Source organism: Bradyrhizobium sp. U87765 SZCCT0048, from assembly GCF_018131225.1.
Lineage (GTDB): Bacteria > Pseudomonadota > Alphaproteobacteria > Rhizobiales > Xanthobacteraceae > Bradyrhizobium_A.
In genome coordinates, this window is record NZ_JAFCMM010000002.1 from 1,002,252 (window position 1) to 1,021,100 (window position 18,849).

An 18,849-nucleotide genomic window follows, 5' to 3' on the forward strand; every position below is an offset into this window, starting at 1 on the left:
GTCAGCGCCCCGCGAACTTGGCAAGTCCCGGACCATTCTTCCGGAACGAGGCGAGGCCCGCCTTGAGATCTTCCGAAGCCCAGATCGGCGCCTGCACCCGCGCCATCGCCTCGTCGGCGGCCGTGACGCCGTCATTGACCGCGATATGAACCAGCTCCTTCGTCGCGGCATGGGCCAGCGTCGGCCCCTGCGCGAACTCCTCGGCGATCGCCATCGTCGCCGCGTCCAGCTGCTCTTCCGGCACGGTGAGATTGATCAGCCCCCATCGCTCCAGGGTCGGCGCATCATAGCGCCGCGCCAGCATCGACATTTCCTTGGCGCGGGCCGCGCCGATGCGCTGGGCCTGGCGCTGGATGCCGCCGAGCAGCGGATGAAGGCCGAGGGTTGCCTCGACCGAACCGATCTTGGCCGACGACGCCGCGATGATGTAATCGCACGACAGCGCCAGTTCGAGGCCGCCGCCGAGGCAGACGCCATGCACGCTGGCGATCACCGGGATCGGCAGCAGTTCCATGAAGCGGAGAAATTCGATGCCGCTGAGACGCCGCTCGTCTGTCGCCGCAGCAGCTCCGTCCTGAGCGACGCGCTTCTCGAAGATCTCGAGATCGGCGCCGGCGGAGAAATGCCGCAGCCCGCTGCGCAGCACGATGGCGCGGCTGCCCACTCTCTGCGCCTGCTCGACCTCGCGCACGATGGCGTTGATCAGCTTCGGCCCCAGCAGGTTGTAGGGCCGATAGGTCATGGTCAAAACGGAGATATTGCCGCGCTGCTCGCGCGTCACCAGGGCGTCCTCGGACACGGTTTCTGCTCCCTCGCTGGACGCATTGTCGCGTCCTTTTCACTCACGGCCGGAGCCTAGCCGATGACTTGCGTTTTGCAAGCCATCGATGCGATCGCCGTCGCGCAGACCTGCTCTGCGTTCGACCCCGCCGTCGACAACGGATTGCCGTGCGCCGTCGAAGGACGCCAGCAAGCAACAGGGGTGTTTAGTGTTTTACGCTGCGACGCACAAAATTGCGCGCGATTTTGCCAATTGCGATGTTTACTGAAATGCGCTTTACTAAACTCAATTACTAAACAGACGCCGGACCTACCGGTGCATCAAGGAAGAAACGTCGCTCACCAAAAAGAGCCCGCTCCGCTTTTTCAGGCGCATGCCGCCGCGCGGGCGTTCAAGGAGGAATTGATGAGATCATTGCTCTCAGCCGCCACAGCCCTCGCCGCTGCCGTGCTTGCTTTCAGCCCGGCCGCACCCGCCCATGCCCAGAGCAAGCAGCTCACGCTGTGCTGGGCCGCATGGGACCCCGCCAACGCCCTGGTCGAACTGTCGAAGGACTTCACCAAGGAGACCGGCATCGGCATGAAGTTCGAGTTCGTGCCGTGGACCAACTACGCCGACCGCTTTCTCAACGAGCTCAACTCCCATGGCAAGCTCTGCGACCTGATCATCGGCGACAGCCAGTGGATCGGCGGCGCCGCCGAGAACGGCCACTACGTCAAGCTCAACGACTTCTTCGCCAAGGAAGGCATCTCGATGGATGACTTCATGCCGGCGACCGTCGTCGGCTACTCGCAATGGCCGAAGAACACCGCCAACTACTGGGCGCTGCCGGCGATGGGCGACGCCATCGGCTGGACCTATCGCAAGGACTGGTTCAGCCGCCCCGAAATCCGCGCCGCCTTCAAGGCGAAGTACGGCCGCGAACTCGAGGTGCCCAAGACCTATGACGAGTTGAAGGACATCGCGACCTTCTTCCAGGGCCGCGAGATCGACGGCAAGACCGTCTACGGCGCCTCGATCTACACCGAGCGCGGCTCCGAAGGCATCACCATGGGCGTGTCCAACGTCCTCTACGACTACGGCTTCGAGTATCAGAACCCGAAGAAGCCCTATGACATGAAGGGCTTCGTGAATTCGCCGGAAGCCGTCGCCGGCCTCGAATTCTACAAGTCGCTCTACAAATGCTGCACCCCGCCGGGCGCGTCCAACGGCTACATGAGCGAGGGCCTCGACGCCTTCAAGTCGGGCCAGGTGGCGCTGCAGATGAACTTCTTCGCCTTCTTCCCGGGCCTCTACAAGGACCCCAATGTCGGCGGCGACAAGATCGGCTTCTTCGTCAATCCGGCGGCGAAGTACCAGTTCACCCAACTCGGCGGCCAGGGCATCTCGGTCGTTGCCTATTCCGAACATCGCGACGATGCGCTGAAGTACATCAAGTGGTTCGCCAAGGGCGACGTGCAGAAGAAGTGGTGGACGCTCGGCGGCTACTCCTGCGCCAAGTCGGTGCTGAACGACCCGAGCTTCCCCAAGAGCGCGCCGTTCGCGGCCGAATTCCTCAAGTCGATGGACATGGTCAAGGACTTCTGGGCCGAGCCGTCCTACGCCCAGTTGCTGCAGGCCGAGCAGAAGCGCGTCCACGACTATGTCGTCGCCGACAAGGGCACGGCGAAGGAAGCGCTCGACAAGCTGGTGGAAGACTGGACCCAGATCTTCAAAGACGACGGCAAGTGATGAAAGCTTGACGTTGTCAGTTGCTCCGGGAGTCCCCTCTCCCGGAGCAGCGCCTTCCGGATCAACCGTCTTGGCCAGCCCCGACCACAACAGCGACACCGCCGCGCGCGAGCGCGCCGTCCCATCCCCCATGCCCCAGCCGGATCACGGGTCCATGACCGAAGTTTCCGCCCAGAGCACGTTCGCCAACCGCGCCGCCGGCGCCACGCCGGCCACGGTCGGCCGCGCGATCCGCGGCCTCTCCGACAAGGCCATCGCGTGGCTGTTCATCGGCCCGACCATCGCGCTGCTGCTCGCGATCAACATCTTCCCGCTGATCTGGACGATCTACCTGTCGTTCACCAACTACCGCGCCAACCGGCCGAATGCCGAGGTCAAGTTCGTCGGCCTCGACTGGTACCAGCGCATCCTCGGTGACGCCGATGTCTGGGCGGCGATGCAGACCACGGCGCATTTCGTGATCTGGACCATCGTCATCGAGACCGTGCTCGGCTTCGGCCTCGCCTGGCTGATCGACAAGAAGTTTCGCGGTCACGCGCTGTGGACCACCGTGATCCTGATCCCGATGATGCTGTCGCCCGCTGTCGTCGGCAACTTCTGGACCTTTCTGTACCAGCCGCAGAGCGGGCTGTTCAATTACGCCATCGCCTTCGTGTCCGGCATCGATCCGTCCTCGTTCCAGATGCTCGGCAGCGTCCGCCTGAGCCCGTGGGCGATCGTCATCGTCGACGTCTGGATGTGGACACCCTATGTGATGCTGATCTGCCTCGCCGGCCTGCGCTCGATCCCCGACTACATCTACGAGGCTGCCGAGGTCGATCGCGCCTCACCGTGGCGGCAGTTCTGGTCGATTACGCTGCCGATGGCGCTGCCCTTCATCATGCTGGCGGTGCTGTTCCGCGGCATCGAGAACTTCAAGATGTTCGACATGGTCAACCTCCTGACCGGCGGCGGCCCCGGCTCGATCACCGAAGTCGCCTCGATCACCCTGAAGCGACAAGCGTTCGAGAGCTGGCGCACCGGCTACTCGTCCGCCTTCGCCATCATTCTGTTCGTCACCGTGTTCGGCCTCGCCAATATCTATGTGAAGGCCCTGAACCGCGTGAAGCAGCGCTGAGGCCCGTCATGTCCGGATCAACCCAGGCCCATTCCGTCGTCGCCCCCTCCCAGCTGTCGCGCCGCATCGCCGGCACGCTGGTGATCATCTATGCCATCATCACCATGATCCCGCTGGTGTGGATCGTGCTGACCAGCTTCAAGACGCCGCCGGATTCCATCGCCTACCCGCCGAAGGTGCTGTTCACGCCGTCGCTCGAAGGCTACGTCAACCTGTTCACGACGAGGACGCGGCAATCGCCCGAGGTGATCGCGCAATTGCCGCCGCCGACCACCTGGTACGACAAGCTGGTGCGGTCGCGGAACATGGTGATCGCCGGCCCGTCCAACGTCATCCCGCGCTTCGTCAACTCGATCATCATCGCATTCGGCTCGACCTTCCTCGCCGTAGTGCTGGGCACGCTCGCGGCCTATGGCTTCTCGCGCTTCCGCGTGCCCCTCAAGGACGACCTTCTGTTCTTCATCCTGTCGACACGGATGATGCCGCCCATTGCGGTGGCGATCCCGATCTACCTGATGTACCGCGAGCTCGGCCTGTCCGACACCCGCCTCGGCATGATCCTGCTGTACACCGCGGTCAACGTCTCGCTCGCGGTCTGGCTGCTCAAGGGCTTCATCGACGAGATTCCGCGCGAGTATGAGGAAGCGGCGATGATCGACGGCTACACGCGCCTGCAGGCATTCCGCAAGGCCGTGCTGCCCCAGGCCGCAACCGGCATCGCCGCCACTGCGATCTTCTGCCTGATTTTCGCCTGGAACGAGTATGCCTTCGCCGTGCTGCTGACCTCCGGCACCGCCCAGACCATGCCGCCGTTCATTCCCTTCATCATCGGCGAGGGCGGCCAGGACTGGCCCGCCGTCGCCGCCGCCACCACGCTGTTCGTGATCCCGATCTTCGTCTTCACCATCCTGCTCAGGAAACATCTCCTGCGCGGCATCACCTTCGGAGCGGTGCGCAAATGACCGGTCCAAGCCCCACCCAGGCCAACACGCTGCAGCGCCTGCTGCGCTTCCGCCGCGGCCCCTGGGAAAACCTCGCCACGGTGGTCATCGCCCTCGGCATCGTCATGCTGATGCAGCCGTTCTCGGCGACCGCCTACGCCTATTCGTTCGCCACCATCCTCGCCGGCACGGTGTCGTTCACCGTCGTCAGTCATTTTCCGGAGTAAGCCATGGCCGAGATCCGGGTCGAGAACGTCCAGAAGACTTTTGGCGGCTTCACCGCCGTCAAGGGTTCGACATTCACCATCGAGGACGGCGAGTTCTTCGTGATGCTGGGCCCGTCGGGCTGCGGCAAGACCACGACACTGCGCATGATCGCCGGCCTCGAGCTGCCCACCGCAGGCAAGATCCTGCTCGGCGGCGAGGACGTCACGTTCAACCGCGCCGCGGCGCGCGACATCGCCTTCGTGTTCCAGCTGTTCGCGCTGTACCCGCACATGAACGTGCGTCACAACATCGGCTTTCCGCTCAAGTGTCAGGGCATGGCGCGCAGCGAGATCCGCCAGCGCGTCGAGGAGGCCGCGCGCCTGCTGCGCATCGACCATCTGCTCGACCGCCCGGTGTCCGGCCTCGCCGGCGGCGACCGCCAGCGCGTCGCGCTCGGCCGCGCCATCGTGCGCCGCCCCAAAGCCTTTCTCATGGACGAGCCGCTGGGCACGCTGGACACCGAGTTCCGCGACCTCATGATCCACGAACTGCGTGACCTGCACACCCGTATCAGGGCGACCACGGTCTATGTCACCCATGACCAGCTCGAAGCCATGGCCATGGCCGACAAGATCGCGGTGATGAACCATGGCGTCGTCGAGCAGTTCGGCCGCCCCCAGGACATCTACGATCGCCCCGCCACCATGTTCGTCGCCGATTTCTTCGGCTCGCCACCGATGAACTTCCTCGCCTTCGAGAGCGGCCTCAAGACCGGCGATCGCGCCGTGCGCATCAACGGTGCGGAGGTCGCGGTGCCGGAAATCCGGGCAGATCGCGCTCCCGGCGCGCTGGCACTCGGTGTGCGGCCTGAACACATCGTGTTCGATGACGCCTCCAGCCTGCGCGGGTCGGTGTTCGAATCCGCCTATCTCGGCACCACCCAGATCGTTGCGGTGGAAACGGCCCACGGCGCGATCAAGGCTCGCCTGCCCGCCGACCGCGTGGTGCGCCCGGGCGAAACCGTGGGCCTGCGCTTCCGCTCGGAGCGGCTGTCGCTGTTCGACGCCGGCTCGGGCCGCGCGGTGCCTTCCGTCCTCTATGCAGGAGCCGTCCATGGCTGACGTCGTTCTCGATGGGGTGACCAAGCGCTTCGGCGACACCACCGCGGTCGCCAACCTGTCACTGTCGATCGCCGATGGCGAACTGATCGTGCTGCTCGGCCCGACCGGTGCAGGCAAGACCACGACGCTGCGGCTGGTGGCCGGCCTCGAACACGCCGACGCCGGACGCATTGCGATCGGCGGCCGGGACGTCAGCACGGTCGAGCCGGCGGGCCGCGACGTGACCTTCGTGTTCCAGCAGTACTCGCTTTACCCGCACCTGTCGGTCTACGACAACCTCGCCTTCCCGCTGCGCTCGCCGGCGCGCCGCGTGCCGGAAGACGAGATTAAACGCCGGGTGACCGACATCGCCACCATGCTGCGGATCGCGCACAAGCTCGACAACCGCGCCACGCGGTTGTCCGGCGGCGAGATGCAGCGTGTCGCAATCGGCCGCGCGCTGGTACGACGGCCGTCGATCTACCTGATGGACGAGCCACTGTCGTCGCTCGACGCCAAGCTGCGCTCGGACCTGCGCCTCGAACTCAAGCGGGTGCAGCAGGACCTCGGCGCCACCATTCTCTATGTCACCCACGACCAGATCGAGGCGATGACGCTGGCAAGCCGCATCGGCATCATGCGCGCCGGCGAACTGGTGCAGATCGGCACGCCGCGCGAGATCTACCAGAGCCCGGCCAATGTCTATGTCGCAAGCCGGCTCGGCCAGCCAGCCATCAACCTGCTGCCGGCGGGCCTGATCCCCGCCGGCGCCATGCCCGCGGGCGCGACAACCGTCGGCGCCCGCACCGAGCATCTGCGAATCACCAGGGCGTCGCGACGCGATGCCCTCGGCGAGGTTGCGCGGATCGAGCATCTCGGCGATCAGAACCATCTGCATATCCGGATCGGCGACAGCCGTCTGACCACCCTGGTCGATCCGGGAACGGAACTCGCAGCCGGCGACACGGTTGCGCTGGCGCTGATCGATCCGCTTTATTTCGACCAGGCCGGACATCGAATCGGAGGAGGAGCCTGATGCTCGACCAGACCGCGCGACGCGCCCTGATCGAAACCGCCGCAAGGCGCGTGATCGACCATGCCGATGAACTGACCGCGCTCGATCAGGCGATCGGCGACGGCGACCATGGCATCAATATGAAGCGCGGCCTCGAGGCCGTGCTCGCCGATCTCGACGGCCTTGCCGCCAAGCCGCTGCCGGAAGCCCTCAAGGCGATCGGCATGACGCTGGTGATGAAGGTCGGCGGCGCCTCGGGACCGCTGTTCGGCACACTCGCCATGACGCTCGGCAAGGAGCTGCCGGAAGATCCCGGCCGCGCCGACATCGCCCGCGCGCTCGATGCGGCGATCGCCGCCGTCAAGGCGCGCGGCAAGTCGGAGGTCGGCCAGAAGACCATGCTGGACGTGCTCGCTCCCGTCGCCGAGGCGCTGGCGCAGGCCGGCGATCCGGCTGAGGCGGCATCTGCCGCGGCCGACGCCACCATTCCGATGAAGGCGATCCGCGGCCGCGCCTCCTTCCTCGGTGACCGTTCGATCGGCCACATGGACCCCGGCGCGCGATCGAGTGCATTGCTCGTCGCCGCCATCGCAGAGACAGCAGGACACCCGGCATGACCAAGACGACCCACAGCAGCAACGTCGGCATCGTCATCGTATCGCACTCGCCCGACGTCGCTCGCGGCACGGCGCAGATGGTGCAGCAGATGGTCGGCGAGGAGGTTCCGCTCGCCTATTGCGGCGGCGATCCCGGCGGCGGCCTCGGCACCAGTGTCGAAGCCATTCTCGGCGCGATCGACCGCGCGTGGTCGGACGCCGGCGTCGCCATCCTGGTCGATCTCGGCGGCGCGGAGACCAATTCGGAGATGGCGATCGAAATGCAGCCCGCCGAGCGGCACGGCAAGATCGTGGTGTGCAACGCACCGATCGTCGAAGGCGCGGTGATCGCCGCCACCGAGGCATCCGGCGGCGCATCGCTTGACGTGGTACGACGGACGGCCGAAGAGCTGTCGCCGGCCTGACGGACAACAGAAGGATCGATCATGGTGAATGGTGAAACAACCGGCAGCGTCCTGTTGACCCATGAGGTCGGATTGCACGCGCGCCCCTCGGTGAAGCTCACCAAGCTCGCCAAGACGTTTCAATCGACCATCGAGCTCAACATCGACGGCAGCGACAGCTGGATCGACGCCAAGAGCATCGTCAAGGTGATGGCGGCCAAGGCGCCGCAAGGCTCGACGCTCCGATTCCGCGCCAGCGGCTCCGATGCCGCCGCCGCGATCGCCGCGCTGGTAGCGCTGGTCGAACGCGATTTCGACGAGGCGGAGGCCCATGCCGGCAACGGTTGAACTGAAAGGACGCGCCGCCGCCCCCGGCCTCGCGCACGGTCCGGTGCATCGCATCGTCGATGTCGGCGCGCTGCATCGCAAGGCCGGCACGCCAGGCGACGAGCGCGATGCTCTGGTCCGCGCGATCGAGGCTGCGACCATCAACCTCGGCGACCTCATCGCCGGCGCGGATGCTGACGGCGCGGCCATCCTCGAATTCCAGGTCGCCATGCTGGAAGACGATGCGCTGCGCGATCCGGCGCTCGCCGCCATCGATCGCGGCGTCGATGCCGCCAGCGCCTGGACGGACGCACTGGCCGCCCAGATCGCCGACTATCGCGGCAGCGACGACGCCTATTTCAGCGCCCGCGCCAGCGACCTCGAAGACCTGCGCGACCGCGTGCTGGCGCAGCTGTTCGGTGCGGCGACCGACGCGGAGGTCGCGCCCGGCGCCATCCTGATCGGCCGCGACCTCACGCCGAGCCGGTTTCTCGCCATCGACTGGTCGCATGGCGGCGCCATCGCGTTGGCCGAGGGCAGCCCGTCGAGTCATGTCGCCATCCTGGCGCGCTCGCGCGGCGTGCCGATGACCGTGGGCCTCGGCCCGATTCCCGACCGCATCTTCACAGGCGCCATCGTCGATGGCGAGCACGGCCGCCTGCTGCTCGATCCCGACGCCGACGACATGACCGCCTTCGCCGCGGCGCGGACCGCGGCTGCGGCCCGCCGCGCCCAGGAAGCGACAGTTCTCACGCGGCCCGCGTTGACCGCAAACGGCGTCTCCGTCGCGGTACATATCAATGTCGCCGAGCCCGAGCAGCTCGACGCGCTCGATCCGGCGATCTGCGACGGCATCGGTCTCGTGCGGACCGAGTTCCTGTTCAGCCGCCCCGGCGGGCTGCCGGATGAAGCGACGCAGTATCGCGCCTATGCCCGCATCGTCGACTGGGCCGCGGGCCGCCCCGTCACCATCCGCACCATCGACGCCGGCGGCGACAAGCCGGTGCCCGGGCTGACGGAGGATGGCGAATCCAATCCGTTTCTCGGCCTGCGCGGCGTCCGCCTGTCACTCGCCAAACCCGACATTTTCAAGGTGCAGCTGCGCGCACTGGCACGCGCCGCCGTGCATGGCCCGCTCAAGATCATGCTGCCGATGATCACGGTACCGGAGGAAATCACTGCGGCCGCGGCGCTGCTCGATGCAGCCGTCGCCGAGCTGCAGGCGGAAGGCATCGCGGCGCGCCGGCCGCTACTCGGCATCATGGTCGAGGTTCCGGCCGTCGCCGTCGTGCCTGAGCTGTTCAAATCGGCCGCGTTCTTCTCGATCGGCTCCAACGACCTGACACAGTATGTCACCGCCAGCGCCCGCGACGTTGCCGCGGTCGCCGCACTCAACAATCCCGGCCATCCCGCCGTCACGGCGCTGATCCGCCACGTGGTGGACACCAGCCGCAAGCTCGGCCTCGACGTCAGCCTGTGCGGCGACATGGGCGGCGATCCACAGCATCTGCCGGCGCTGATCGGCGCGGGCCTGCGCTCGGTGTCAGTGGCGCCGCCACTGGTCGGACGGGTCAAGCTCGCGTTGCGCGACATCGCGACGGGAGGCCCGGCATGACCGACGACAGCGACGTCGGCGATGCGGTGGCCGGCTACAAGCGGGTGCTGCAGCGCGTACTCGACAACCGCCCGTCCGGCACCCGCGGCCGGCTGGCGCATGCGCTCGGTAAAAATCGGTCGTTCGTGAGCCAGATCACCAATCCGGCCTATGCCACGCCGGTGCCGGCGCAGCACATCGAGACCATTTTCGAGATCTGCCACTTCTCGCCGGAGGACCGGCGGCTGTTCCTCGACGCCTACGCGCTGGCGCATCCGCGCCGCGCGCCGTCGATGGATGACATCCGCCGCACGCGCCAGCACGTGATCTATCTGCCTGATCTCGGCGACGACGACCGCAACCGCGAGCTCGACCAGCTGGTCGGCGAGTTCGTGCAGCGCCTGAGCAAACTGCTGGGCGAGTAATCGTCCGCGACCATCACACACAAAGACGTTCGCCTGAAACGTCCCGGGGAGGACATCATGAAGAAGCTCATCAACGCGCCCGACGCCGTGCTGGCGGAAAGCCTTGACGGCCTCGCCGCCGCCCACGCCGATATTCTCACCCTTGGTGAGGAGCGCAAATTCGTCCGCCGCCGTCATCTCGTCACCGGCAAACCGGCGCTGATCTCCGGCGGCGGCGCCGGACACGAGCCGCTGCATGCCGGGTTCGTCGGCGCCGGCATGCTGGATGCGGCCTGCCCGGGACAGGTGTTCACCTCGCCCACGCCCGACCAGATGATCGCGGCCGCGAGCGCGGTCGACACCGGCGGCGGGGTGCTGTTCATCGTCAAGAACTATGAAGGCGACGTCATGAACTTCGCCATGGCCGCCGAGATGACGGAGAGCAAGAACCTGACGCTGATCGTCGACGACGATGTCGCGGTGGAGAAATCGACGTTCTCGACCGGCCGCCGCGGCGTCGCCGGAACGCTGATCGTGGAGAAGGTGGTCGGCGCGGCGGCGGAAGCCGGCATGCCGCTCGACAGCCTGAAGGCGCTTGGCGAACGGGTCAACGACGCGACACGCTCGATGGGCGTGGCACTGACCAGCTGCACCGTGCCGGCCGCCGGCAAGCCGACCTTCACCCTTGGCGAGGACGAGATGGAGATGGGCGTCGGCATCCATGGCGAGCCCGGCCGCCGCCGCGTCAAGCTGGCGTCGGCCGACCACATCGCCGAGGAGATCGTCGCCGCCATCGCCGGCGACATCCAGCGCACCGGCGACTGCATCCTGCTGGTGAACGGCTTTGGCGGTACGCCGTCGATCGAGCTCTACTTGATGTTCAATGCGGCCCGCAAACAGCTGGAGAAGCACGGCCTGCGTGTCGGCCGCGCGCTGGTCGGCAACTACGTCACCTCGCTGGAGATGGCAGGCTGCTCGATCACGGTGTCGATGCTCGACGACGGGATCGCGAAATACTGGGACGCGCCGGTGCACACGGCCGCACTCAACTGGGGCCAGCGGTCGTAAGGCCGCGATCGCACGAACGCTACGCATCCTCTCATGGTGAGAAGAGCGGCAACGCCGCTCGTCTCGAGCCATGAGGCCACCACAAGCGCCGCCCGGGCCTCATCCTTCGAGACGCCCGCTCCGCGGGCTCCTCAGGATGAGGATCAAAGACCGAGCCGTACGACTAGCTTACTTCGCCGCCTGCTTGCGCAGCGTCGGGCGGATGTTGAACACCCGCAGCCGGCCGAGCCGCAACACCTCGATCTCGAGCGAGCGATCGATCCGGTCACGATCGAGGGTGCGGATCAGGTCGTCGACGCCATTGATCTCCTGACCATCCAGCCGCACCACCACATCGCCCGGCAGCAGACCGGCGCGGGACGCCGCTTCGTTCGGCTCGAGCTGCGCCAGCAGCGCGCCCATCCGGTTGGCGATGCCAGCCAGCACCGCATGCTGACGCGGCACCGGGACGGTCTGCGCCGCGACGCCCACATAGCCACGCCGGACATGGCCGTGGCGGATGATCTCCGACAGTACGAACTGTGCGGTGTTGCTGGCGACCGCAAAGCAGATGCCCTGCGCACCGCTGATGATCGCGGTGTTGATACCGATGACCTCGCCCGCCGACGACACCAGCGGCCCACCGGAATTGCCGGGGTTGAGCGCCGCGTCGGTCTGGATCACGTCCTCGATGGTGCGGCCGCTGACCGAGCGGATCGAGCGCCCGAGCGCCGACACCACGCCGGCGGTCACCGTCGATTCGAAGCCGAGCGGATTGCCGATCGCCACCACCAGCTGGCCGCGGCGCAGGGTCCTGGAATTGCCGAGCGAGGCAAAGTGCAGGTCGCGCGCGCCATCGGCCCGCAGCAACGCAAGATCGGTGTCCGGATCGACGCCGAGCACGCGCGCCTCAGTGCTCATGCCGTCGGCGTCGCTGAGACGGATCTGCCGCGCCATGCCGACCACATGGCTGTTGGTCAGCACGAAGCCGTCGGGCGAGATCACGATTCCCGAGCCGACCCCGCCGCGGCCGCGCGCGCCGGCCTCGGTCGCACGCGTCTCGACGCGCACCACCGCAGGGCCGACCCGCTCGGTGACGTCGATCACGGCGCGCGAGTAGGCGTCGAGCAGCGCATTGTCATTGAGCGCGGCTGCGTCATCGGCCGCCGCGCGCACAGGCCCGGACGCAGCTGCCGCGTCGCCCGCTGCCTGCAGTGAAATGTCCTGAGTGAAGTCCAGCATCGCACGATACCTCGGCTTCACAGATGGTGGCCCTGCGAGCTGCTCGCAAGTAGCTCAGGCCCCGACCGTCGGCAGGGGGGCCGCCAGCCAGTCGAGGAGCCCGGCGTTCTCCTCACGCGGATAGGTGTGGCTGAGATCCTCGATCTCGCGATAGCTGACATTGGCGCCTGCCGCCGTCAGCGCCTGCCGCGCGCCGCGGGCGATCTCCACCGGGAACATCCAGTCGAGCGCACCATGGGTAATGCGGATCGGCAGGCCGTGCAGCCGTTCGGCATCTGCCGCCTGCGCCATCAGCGGGTGGAACGAGGCAGCGACCGGGGCCAGATGGGTGAACGGCGATGCCGGCTCCAGCCCGCTGACATAGCTGAACGTACCGCCGTCGCTGAGGCCAGTGAGCAGCAGCCGCTGCGGATCGACGGCCCAGCGCGCACGGACGAAGGCCAGGATGCGCGCCAGATTGGGCGTGTCCGGATCTTCGCCCATCAGCGCCCAGGTGGGGCCGACCGCGGTCGGCGTGACCAGGATGGCGCCGCGGCTGCGCGCATCGCGCAGCCAGCTCCACAGGAAGGCGCGGCCATGACCGCTGCCGCCATGCAACGCCATCACCAGCGGCCAGGCGCGGTCCGGCGTGTAGTATTCCGGGACATACAGCGAGAAACCGCCGCGATCGCGAAACCCGTTCTCCGCATGCATCACACCGGTATCGTCGCGCTTGCCGGCCTGCGCGAAGCGGGCCTGCAGAGCCGCGTCCTCGCGCAGCTGCGGATCGATGAAGAAGTCATGGATCGGCGCGAGGTCTGTCAGCGGATAGAGCGCCTCCTGGGCGCGGGGCAGCTGCCGCAGCGCGCGGAATACCATCCTCAGGCTGTCCGTCTCGCCCGGTGCGGCGCGCAATCCGGCGAAGGCGGCCAGCACCGCTTCTCCCGCCACACGCAACTGGGTGGCGACCACCGCCATGTCCGCAGGCCACGCGGCGAGGCGCGGCAGAGCCTCCCGCAACGCCGCTTCGGGCGTGCCGACCGCCTCGAGCACCGCACCGAAATCCGGCGGATGGAAATGACGCGCCACCAGGCCAAGCCCGTCCAGCGACCGCAGCAGCGGCGGCAGCAGGGCGACGAGATCGTCCAGTCGGGCCTTGTCCATGCCGCTCACTCCGTCGGGATGCGTGCCGTCACCGACCGTATCCCGCCGCGCCGCGCTTGCCCATGCATGCCAGCCATGACGATCGATTGCGTCGAGGTCGATTGCCGCTACAATGGCCGGATTGATTTTCAACGCCCCGCGCTGGGGCCGCTTTGCACAAGGCCGTCGACCCCCTTCATGACTCCCACGCGCAAAGGCAAACGCCGCATCGTCACGCTGAAGCAGGTGGCGGAACTCGCCGGCGTCCACGCTTCCACCGTTTCCCGCGCGCTCAATCCATCGACCCGTTCGATGGTGATGCCCGCCGTGGTCGAGAGGGTGGTGAAGGCGGCGAACAATCTCGGCTACCGTCCCGATCCGGTGGCGGCGAGCCTGCGCACCGGCCGCTCGGCGCTGGTCGGCATCCTGGTGCCCGATATCGCCAATACCGTGTTCGCCCCGATCCTGAGCGGCGCCAGTGAACGATTGTCAGCCCAGGGCTACTCGGTGATTCTCGCCGATGTCGGCAACGACGAGAGCAAGCAGATCGATCTCGTCACCGGCCTGATGGCGCGGCGAGTCGACGGCCTGATCCTCGCGACCGTCAGCCGCGACGACCCTCTCGTCGCCTACTGCGTCGAGCAGGATCTGCCGGCGGTGCTGGTCAACCGCGCCGAGACGCAATCGCGCCTGTCGTCCGTGGTGTCCGATGATACGCTCGGCATGAAGATGGCGGTCGATCATCTTGTCGAGCTCGGCCATCGCCGCATCGCCCACCTCGCCGGTCCGGCACGGCACTCGACCGGCTTCCTGCGCCGCCGCGGCTTCACGGCAGCCATGACCGCCAATGGCCTCGACGCCGACGCGGCGCCCTGCGAGAACGCCGACGCTTTCGCCCGCGGCGCCGGCGCCGCGGCGATGCGCCAGTTGCTCGACACCTCGCCCGACATCACCGCCGTCGTCGCTGCCAACGACCTGCTGGCGCTCGGCGCCTATGACGCGCTGCGCGAGCGCGGCATCAGCTGCCCCGGCGACATCTCGGTCATCGGCCACAACGACATGCCGCTGGTCGACATGGTCGAGCCGGCGCTGACCACGATCCGCATCAGCCATCGCGAGATGGGACGGCAGTCGGCCGACCTGTTGCAGCAGGCGATCGAGCAGCACGACGTGCCGGTGCGCACCATCGTGCTGCCGCCGCAGCTTGTCGTGCGCCGCTCGACGGCGGCGCCGCGCATGCGCGGCTGATCGCGGCCGTCAGCGCGCTCGTGCGGGCGCGGTCATGGCGTCCGCCCGGAACAGGCGGCCGAGCTGCTCCGGTGTCAGCAGCTTCTCTTCCAGCAGAATGTCGGCAACGCGGCGGTTCTGCGCCAGCGCCAGCTTGGCGACCCGCGAGCAGACCTCATAGCCGAGTGTCGGCACCAGCGCGGTGACGAGCCCGATCGAGTTATCGAGCAGTGCCTTGCAGCGCTCTTCATCGACCTCGATGCCATTGACGCATTTGCGCGTCAGCGTGCCGACGGCGGCGGTCAGCGTGCGGATCGACGACAGGATGCAATAGCCGATGGTCGGCTCGAACGCATTGAGCTGCAACTGTCCGCCCTCGGCGCACATGGTGACCGTGAGATCATGGCCGATCACCATGAACGCGACCTGGTTCACCACCTCCGGGATCACCGGGTTGACCTTGCCGGGCATGATCGACGATCCCGCCTGCACCGCCGGCAGGCGGATTTCGGCAAAACCGGCCCGCGGCCCGCTCGACAGCAGGCGCAAGTCGTTACAGATCTTCGACAGCTTGACCGCGACGCGCTTGAGCACCCCGGAGAACAGCACGAACGCGCCCATGTCGGACGTCGCCTCGATCATGTTGCTGGCCGGCACCATCGGCTGCTGCGACGAGCGCGCCAACTCCTCGATCGCCAGCGCCGCATAGCGCGGGTCGGCATTGATGCCGGTGCCGATCGCGGTGGCGCCGAGGTTGACCTCGCGGAACAGCGCCGCCGCCTCGCGGATGCGCTGGACGTCCTCCTTGATCGTGGCGAAGAAGGCATCGAACTCCTGCCCCACCGTCATCGGCACCGCATCCTGCAACTGGGTGCGGCCGATCTTGAGCACGCCGCCGAACTCCACCGCCTTGGACTTGAACGCGAACGCCAGCTCTTCCAGAGCGTCGATCAACGGACCGGACGCGAAGATGATGCCAAGCCGCAGCGCCGTCGGATAGGCGTCGTTGGTCGACTGGGACATGTTGACATCGTCGTTCGGGTGCAACGCGCTGTAGTCGCCCCTGGACCGTCCCATCAGCTCGAGCGCGACGTTGGCGATCACCTCATTGGCGTTCATGTTGGTCGACGTGCCGGCGCCGCCCTGCACGGCATCGACGACGAACTGGTCGTGGAAGCGCTTCTCCCGGGCGATGAGATCGCAGGCGCGATCGATCACCGCCGCCTTGTCGGGCGCGAGATAGCCGAGCCGGCGATTGGCGCGGGCCGCCGCCTGCTTCACCAGCGCCAGCGCCCGCACGAAATCCGGAAAGTGCCCGACCGGCACGCCGGTGATCGGGAAATTCTCGACCGCACGCAAAGTGTGAACGCCCCAATAGGCGCTCTCTGGCACCTCGGCGTCGCCGAGCAGATCATGCTCGCGCCGGGTGGCGACGCGGTTGATCTCGATGGAGCGCGTCGTCGCAACCTCCACCGTATCGGGACCCGTCGTTTCAGCCGTCATCGTCATTCCTTTCGATCCATCATCGCCGGGGGGACGCATGTCTCCCCCTGTCGTGATCACGTGCGCCCGTCGCCGCCGGAACGCTCCAGCGACCACGGCAATTGCTCATCGCCGCGGAACACCATGACTTCATCGTCGCCGACAGGAATCGACAGCGGCACCGGGCCCGGCCGGCGCACCAGCGTGGTGGTGCCATCGTTGAGCGGCAGGCCATAGAACGTCGCGCCATTGACCGAACAGAAGGCCTCGAGCCGATCGAGCGCGCCTTCCTCGTCGAACACCTGGGCGTAGGTCTGCAGCGCGGTGGCGCCGACGAACACGCCGGCGCAGCCGCAGGCCGCTTCCTTGGCGCGCGAGGGATGCGGCGCGGTATCGGTGCCGGCGAAGAAGCAGCCGGCGCCGGATGTCGCCGCACGGCGCAGCGCGAGGCGATGATGTTCGCGCTTGGCGACCGGCAGACAGTAGAGATGCGGCCGCAGGCCGCCCTGGAAAAGCGAGGTGCGGTTGATCACCAGATGGTGAGGCGTGATGGTCCCGGCCGCGCGCCCTGCGTGCGCCGTCACGATCGCCACCGTCTCTTCGGTCGTGACGTGCTCGACCACGACCTTGAGCGCCGGATGATCGCGCAGCAGTGGCAGCAGCTGCGTCTCCATGAAGACCGCCTCGCGATCGAACACGTCGACGGCCGGGTCAGTCGCCTCGCCATGGATCAGCACCGGCATGCCGATGCGCTGCATGCGCTCCAGCACCGGCCGCAATCCCTTGATGTCGGTCACGCCATGATGTGCGTTGGTGGTGGCGCCCGCCGGATAGAGCTTGGCCGCGACCCACACCTTCTCGGCATAGCCACGCGCGATCTCGTCCGGCGACGTCGCGTCGGTGAGATAGCAGGTCATCAGCGGCTGGAAGTCACTGTCCGGCCCCCGCGCGGCCAGGATGCGCGAACGGTAGGCGTCCGCGGCGGCGACCGTGGTCACCGGCGGCACCAGATTGGGCATGATCACACCGCGGGCGAACTGCGCCGCCGTGAACGGCAGCACCGCACGCAGCATGTTGCCGTCCCGCAGGTGCACATGGAAATCGTCAGGGCGGCGGATGGTGATACGGTCGGCTGCAGCCGCACGGCGAGCCGCGAGATCGAACAACGCTTCGGTTGTCATGGCTACCCCTCCGCAACCGCACTTCGCGCATGCGCCGGACACCGCCCGGCGCGCACATCTCGTGGCAAACCCCGCTCCCACGGAAGGGAAGCCGGGTGAAAAACCTCGAAACAGTCGATCGCCATGTCGGTCAAGATGGGCAGCAATGCCGGAAGATCAGGCCGCCAAAATACGGGATTGGCATCGTTTGATCCAGAGTGAACCGCACACGATTTATTGCATTGTTGCGGTTGTGCATCTGCGGCGACCAAACGTCGCGATCGAAAGCCCGTGGCAGGTTTGCCAACGCTGCGGCTCGTCGCCGCCGCGGCCTTATGATAGAGTGCGCTGCAAACAGGAGAGCCCCGATGGCCTCGTTGACCGAGTGGACCGTCCCGCAAGCCGCTCAGCCGCGCACTGACGATTACGATTTCGACCTCGAGCAAGCGCTGGCCGCCGTCGTCGGACTCCATTCCATCATTCCCCCCGATGCCTTCACCGCCGAAGTGCTCGGCACCGAGCGCGTCGGCAACGGCGTGGTGATCGGCGATGGCCTCGTGCTCACCATCGGCTACCTGATCACCGAAGCGGAAACGGTGTGGCTGCACATGGGCGATGGCCATGTGGTGGAAGGCCATGCGCTAGGCTTCGATCAGGACACCGGCTTCGGCCTCGTGCAGGCGCTGGGAGCGCTCGACATCGCGCCGCTGGCGCTCGGCGTGTCGTCCGCCACCGATATCGGCGATCGCGTGGTGATCGGTGGCGTCGGCGGCCGCACCCGCTCGGTCGCGGGACGCATCGCGGCCAAGGAAGGCTTTGCCGGCTATTGGGAGTATGCACTCGACGAAGCGATCTTCACCCATCCGGCGCATCCCAACTGGGGCGGCACCGGACTGATCTCGGCACATGGCGAGCTACTCGGCATCGGATCGCTTCAGGTCGAGCGCGAGCGCAAGGGCAAGAACGAACATCTCAACATGGTCGTGCCGATCGACCTGCTCAAGCCGACGCTCGACGACCTGCGCCGCTTCGGCCGGGTCAACAGGCCGGCGCGCCCCTGGCTCGGGCTGTATGCGACGGAGATCGAGGACAACATCGTCATCGTCGGCATTGCCGCGAAAGGGCCGGCATCGCGTGCCGAACTTCGCGTCGGCGACGTGATCGTCGCGATCAAGGGCGTGAAGGTATCCGGGCTCGCCAGCTTCTACCGCGAGCTGTGGGCGCTCGGCTCGGCCGGCGTCGATGTGCCGCTGACACTCTACCGCGACGGTGTCACCTACGATGTCGAGGTAAAGTCATCGGACCGCGCCCGCTTCCTCAAGCAACCGCGGCTGCACTGAGCCGCGACGACC

19 protein-coding genes are annotated in these 18,849 nt (G+C 67.0%); 14 read left to right on the forward strand and 5 right to left on the reverse strand.

Translation table 11 applies throughout. From position 1 onward, the window contains the following. Window position 1: 1 nt before the first annotated feature. Complete coding sequence (locus JQ639_RS17705) at window positions 2-799, reverse strand: enoyl-CoA hydratase/isomerase family protein (protein WP_349644746.1); 798 nt, start codon at window positions 797-799, stop codon at window positions 2-4. Between the two features lie 387 nt (window positions 800-1,186). Here JQ639_RS17705 and JQ639_RS17710 point away from each other — a divergent pair, with 387 nt between their 5' ends. The 12 genes from JQ639_RS17710 (at window position 1,187) to dhaK (ending at window position 11,285) form a co-directional block, all read left to right on the forward strand. Beyond that, entirely contained in the window at window positions 1,187-2,512 is a 1,326-nt protein-coding gene (locus JQ639_RS17710) for an ABC transporter substrate-binding protein (protein ID WP_211967411.1), read from the forward strand. A 154-nt stretch (window positions 2,513-2,666) separates the two neighbouring features. Continuing rightward, the gene (locus JQ639_RS17715; RefSeq protein ID WP_211967412.1) at window positions 2,667-3,629 is read left to right on the forward strand and encodes a carbohydrate ABC transporter permease; all 963 of its coding nucleotides are present in this window, start codon (window positions 2,667-2,669) and stop codon (window positions 3,627-3,629) included. A gap of 8 nt (window positions 3,630-3,637) precedes the next feature. After that, window positions 3,638-4,591, forward strand: a complete 954-nt coding sequence (locus JQ639_RS17720; RefSeq protein ID WP_211967413.1) for a carbohydrate ABC transporter permease — start codon at window positions 3,638-3,640, stop codon at window positions 4,589-4,591. After that, complete coding sequence (locus JQ639_RS17725; RefSeq protein ID WP_211967414.1) at window positions 4,588-4,797, forward strand: hypothetical protein; 210 nt, start codon at window positions 4,588-4,590, stop codon at window positions 4,795-4,797. Before JQ639_RS17720 ends, JQ639_RS17725 begins: the two co-directional genes overlap by 4 nt. 3 nt (window positions 4,798-4,800) lie before the next feature. After that, a complete protein-coding gene (locus JQ639_RS17730; protein ID WP_211967415.1) occupies window positions 4,801-5,898 on the forward strand; it encodes an ABC transporter ATP-binding protein in 1,098 nt (365 codons plus the stop codon). After that, window positions 5,891-6,913, forward strand: a complete 1,023-nt coding sequence (locus JQ639_RS17735) for an ABC transporter ATP-binding protein (protein ID WP_211967416.1) — start codon at window positions 5,891-5,893, stop codon at window positions 6,911-6,913. Before JQ639_RS17730 ends, JQ639_RS17735 begins: the two co-directional genes overlap by 8 nt. Then, window positions 6,913-7,509, forward strand: coding sequence for a dihydroxyacetone kinase subunit DhaL (dhaL, locus tag JQ639_RS17740; RefSeq protein WP_211967417.1), 597 nt, complete (start codon window positions 6,913-6,915; stop codon window positions 7,507-7,509). Before JQ639_RS17735 ends, dhaL begins: the two co-directional genes overlap by 1 nt. Then, window positions 7,506-7,913 (forward strand): dihydroxyacetone kinase phosphoryl donor subunit DhaM, encoded by a 408-nt coding sequence (dhaM, locus tag JQ639_RS17745; protein ID WP_211967418.1) that lies wholly within the window; start codon window positions 7,506-7,508, stop codon window positions 7,911-7,913. The genes dhaL and dhaM overlap by 4 nt, the downstream gene beginning before the upstream one ends. Window positions 7,914-7,934: 21 nt before the next feature. After that, complete coding sequence (locus JQ639_RS17750) at window positions 7,935-8,240, forward strand: HPr family phosphocarrier protein (RefSeq protein ID WP_211967419.1); 306 nt, start codon at window positions 7,935-7,937, stop codon at window positions 8,238-8,240. Further along, a complete protein-coding gene (ptsP, locus tag JQ639_RS17755; protein ID WP_211967420.1) occupies window positions 8,224-9,834 on the forward strand; it encodes a phosphoenolpyruvate--protein phosphotransferase in 1,611 nt (536 codons plus the stop codon). The genes JQ639_RS17750 and ptsP overlap by 17 nt, the downstream gene beginning before the upstream one ends. Next, on the forward strand, window positions 9,831-10,238 hold the full coding sequence (locus JQ639_RS17760; protein WP_211967421.1) for a hypothetical protein: 408 nt from the start codon (window positions 9,831-9,833) through the stop codon (window positions 10,236-10,238). The genes ptsP and JQ639_RS17760 overlap by 4 nt, the downstream gene beginning before the upstream one ends. 57 nt (window positions 10,239-10,295) lie before the next feature. Continuing rightward, window positions 10,296-11,285 (forward strand): dihydroxyacetone kinase subunit DhaK, encoded by a 990-nt coding sequence (gene dhaK / locus JQ639_RS17765; protein WP_211967422.1) that lies wholly within the window; start codon window positions 10,296-10,298, stop codon window positions 11,283-11,285. A 168-nt stretch (window positions 11,286-11,453) separates the two neighbouring features. Here dhaK and JQ639_RS17770 read toward each other — a convergent pair whose 3' ends face one another. Both JQ639_RS17770 and JQ639_RS17775 read right to left on the reverse strand, forming a co-directional pair. Further along, complete coding sequence (locus JQ639_RS17770; protein ID WP_211967423.1) at window positions 11,454-12,506, reverse strand: S1C family serine protease; 1,053 nt, start codon at window positions 12,504-12,506, stop codon at window positions 11,454-11,456. A gap of 54 nt (window positions 12,507-12,560) precedes the next feature. Further along, entirely contained in the window at window positions 12,561-13,649 is a 1,089-nt protein-coding gene (locus JQ639_RS17775; RefSeq protein ID WP_211967424.1) for a carboxylesterase family protein, read from the reverse strand. Between the two features lie 177 nt (window positions 13,650-13,826). Between JQ639_RS17775 and JQ639_RS17780 the strand changes: the two genes are divergently transcribed. Beyond that, window positions 13,827-14,876 (forward strand): LacI family DNA-binding transcriptional regulator, encoded by a 1,050-nt coding sequence (locus JQ639_RS17780; protein ID WP_211967425.1) that lies wholly within the window; start codon window positions 13,827-13,829, stop codon window positions 14,874-14,876. A gap of 9 nt (window positions 14,877-14,885) precedes the next feature. Here JQ639_RS17780 and JQ639_RS17785 read toward each other — a convergent pair whose 3' ends face one another. Continuing rightward, complete coding sequence (locus JQ639_RS17785; RefSeq protein WP_249123284.1) at window positions 14,886-16,364, reverse strand: aspartate ammonia-lyase; 1,479 nt, start codon at window positions 16,362-16,364, stop codon at window positions 14,886-14,888. A 50-nt stretch (window positions 16,365-16,414) separates the two neighbouring features. Next, complete coding sequence (pyrC, locus tag JQ639_RS17790; protein WP_211967427.1) at window positions 16,415-17,518, reverse strand: dihydroorotase; 1,104 nt, start codon at window positions 17,516-17,518, stop codon at window positions 16,415-16,417. A gap of 347 nt (window positions 17,519-17,865) precedes the next feature. Here pyrC and JQ639_RS17795 point away from each other — a divergent pair, with 347 nt between their 5' ends. Next, a complete protein-coding gene (locus JQ639_RS17795) occupies window positions 17,866-18,837 on the forward strand; it encodes a S1C family serine protease (protein ID WP_211967428.1) in 972 nt (323 codons plus the stop codon). The last annotated feature ends 12 nt before the right edge of the window (window positions 18,838-18,849 follow it).